At 44.1% G+C, this 2,900-nt stretch carries 3 protein-coding genes; all 3 read left to right on the plus strand.

What is annotated here, in order from left to right:
• Window positions 1–1,316 (plus strand): GspE/PulE family protein (locus tag AC1DUA_RS35305; protein WP_477504176.1); only part of this gene is annotated, 1,316 nt, incomplete at its 5' end.
• Window positions 1,317–1,336: 20 nt separating this feature from the next.
• Complete coding sequence (locus AC1DUA_RS35310) at window positions 1,337–2,155, plus strand: type IV pilus twitching motility protein PilT (protein ID WP_477504177.1); 819 nt, start codon at window positions 1,337–1,339, stop codon at window positions 2,153–2,155.
• The coding region (locus tag AC1DUA_RS35315; protein ID WP_477504178.1) for a type II secretion system F family protein at window positions 2,155–2,900 on the plus strand (746 nt) is incomplete at its 3' end. The genes AC1DUA_RS35310 and AC1DUA_RS35315, both read left to right, overlap by 1 nt.

Genomic DNA, 2,900 nt, shown 5'->3' on the forward strand with positions numbered 1-2,900 from the left:
GAATGAGTACAGGGTATCGTATAGAACCGGCTATTACGAGCAGAGATGAATTGCAGCGTGCAATTGCCCGTCATTATGGCCTTCAGGATTCAATGAGCCAAATGATGACAGATATGCCGACGACTGAAGATATCAAGGAAACCGAAATTACGGACKAGGATTCTCCAATCGTAAGGTTGGTTAATCAAATGATACAGCAAGCGGTTCAGTTAAAAGTTTCCGATATTCACGTTGATCCAGGTGAGACGAATCTGGTTATTCGTTACCGAGTTGACGGTCATCTAAGAACTGAGCGTGTAATTCCGAAGCAAATGCAAGGTTTCATTACTGCACGTCTGAAAATTATGGCTAAACTGAACATCGCTGAACGTAGATTGCCTCAAGACGGTAGAATCAAAATGCAAGTCGATTATAAGCATGTAGATATCCGTGTTTCATCTCTTCCTACCATTCATGGTGAGAAAATAGTTTTGCGTATTCTAGACTTATCGACAGGTGTTAAGCCGATTGAGCAGTTAGGATTCGGGGAGCGTAACATGGGTGTTTTCCGTGAAATGATTGAACAGCCTTATGGAATTTTACTTATAACAGGTCCTACAGGCAGCGGAAAAACAACTACGCTTTATTCTGCACTTAGTCATTTGAATCAAGAGAATGCCAACATTATTACGATCGAGGATCCCGTAGAGTATCAATTAGAAGGGATTAATCAGGTGCATGTGAATCCTACTATTGGTCTCAGCTTCGCAGCTGGTCTGCGCTCCATTTTACGGCAGGATCCGAATATCGTCATGGTTGGTGAGATCAGGGACTCTGAGACAGCAGAAATTGCAATCCGTGCATCTTTAACGGGACATCTTGTACTGTCAACTCTACATACCAATGATTCCGTGAGTACGATTACTCGTTTCCGGGATATGGGTATAGAGCCGTATTTGATTGCTTCTTCACTAATTGGAGTTGTTGCACAAAGGCTTGTTCGTAGAATTTGTCATGAGTGCAAGGTGGTTTATACGCCTACGGAGCAAGAGCGGATCTTCATGAATAACAGAGGGATACAGGCCGAAAAGCTACACAAAGGCAATGGATGCGGCAACTGTAATCGTACTGGGTATCGCGGGAGGTTAGCCATCCACGAGATTCTCGTCGTGAACGATACGATGCGTCAGTTGATTAGCAACAAGGCATCTGTTCAGGAAATGCGCGATGCTGCACTGGAGCATGGACTCATTCAGCTCATGGATGATGGGATTCAGAAAGTTCGACAAGGTATTACTACACTGCAAGAAGTTATCAGAGAAACGGTTGCTTATTAACGAGAAAGGAGGTGTGGGAAATGTCAATTTCGTTAGAGCGGATCGTAAGTTTACTAAGAACTGCGCATGAGTCTAAGGCATCAGATTTACATCTTTCTGTAGGTTCGCCGCCAATTATTCGCGTCCACGGCACATTACAGCAAGTTGGTAACGAATCGCTGCAAGCTGACGACACTCGTTCCATGGCAGAAGCTCTTTTGAATGCTGACCAAATTGATCGATTCAATCAAGCTGGAGAGTTGGATTTTTCATATGAGCTTGAAGGATGTTCTCGGTACAGAATTAATGCCTATCGCCAAAGAGGGCGCGTAAGTGTTGCTATTCGTACGATTCCAACGAAGATTCCATCCCTAGAACAGCTTCAGCTGCCTAATGTGATAAACTCCCTAGCGTTGAAACCACAAGGACTTGTCTTAGTGACTGGGCCGACGGGAAGCGGCAAATCGTCCACATTGGCAGCTATGATCGATTACATTAATCGAACAGAGAAGAAACATATAGTAACGTTGGAAGATCCGATCGAGTTTCTTCATACTCACTCGTCATCCATTATTGACCAGAGGGAAGTAGGAAGTGACACGAAGTCTTTCTCGAATGGCTTAAGAGCAGCTTTGCGGCAAGATCCTGATGTTATTCTTGTTGGTGAAATGCGTGATCTTGAAACGATTTCAGCAGCGGTTACAGCTTCGGAGAAAATTCATCAGATCAAGAGCGTTATGCAAACCGGGCGCAGCCTAGGGATGCACACGCTCGACATGTCAATTAAGGAGCAGATGCAGCAAGGACTTATTGATCCAATCGCAGCAAGAGCTTATCTTGCTGAGGGTGGTGTGATGTAATGTCAGAGTATCTGTATGAAGTAAGAGGCAGCAGTGGTAAACAGCTTAAAGGTAAAATTTCTGCCACTGATAAATCGACTGCAGTTGAGGAGCTTCGAAAGAAAGGTTATATCGTTCTCTCTGTAAAAGAAGAGCAGTTTAAAGCCCTAAAAACGGAGATTTATATCGGTAATCCGGTAAAAACAATTCACTTTATTGTGTATTGCCGGCAGTTTGCGACTTTGATCAGGGCTGGGGTCAATATCGTGGAAGCTACGTCGATCTTGGCTTCACAAACAGAGAGCAAACCGCTTCGCAAGGCGCTAGTGCAGGTTGCTTCGAGTATTTCGAAAGGTGTTTCTTTCTCTAGCTCGATCTCGGAGCATAAAAAGATTTTCCCACCGATGTTTGTAAACATGGTTCGGGCTGGGGAAGAGACGGGTGACTTGGAAGGAACGTTGGAACGACTTGCAAAGTTTTTTGAGAAGGAGCATGTGACTCGGGAGAAGATTAAGTCGGCGATGACTTATCCGGCGACGGTAGGCGGTTTGTCTATTGTTGCTGTAATTTACCTTCTTAAGTCTGTTGTTCCTCAGTTCGTAACCACGTTCGAGTCTCTGCATGCGGAACTGCCTTTAATTACTAGAGTTGTACTGAAGTTAAGTTATAGTATTCAACATCAGTGGTTTTTATGGTTAGTTGTTTTGCTGGTATTGATTACTGCTTACCAAGTGGCAAAAAGGTTTGAAGCAGGCGCTTATGGGAT

It is taken from the genome of Paenibacillus sp. 01T422, from assembly GCF_056398785.1.

Coding starts and splice junctions, on each gene's coding strand:
- AC1DUA_RS35310 (WP_477504177.1), top strand. CDS start 1,337: ATGTCAATTTCGTTAGAGCGGATCGTAAGTTTACTAAGAACTGCGCAT.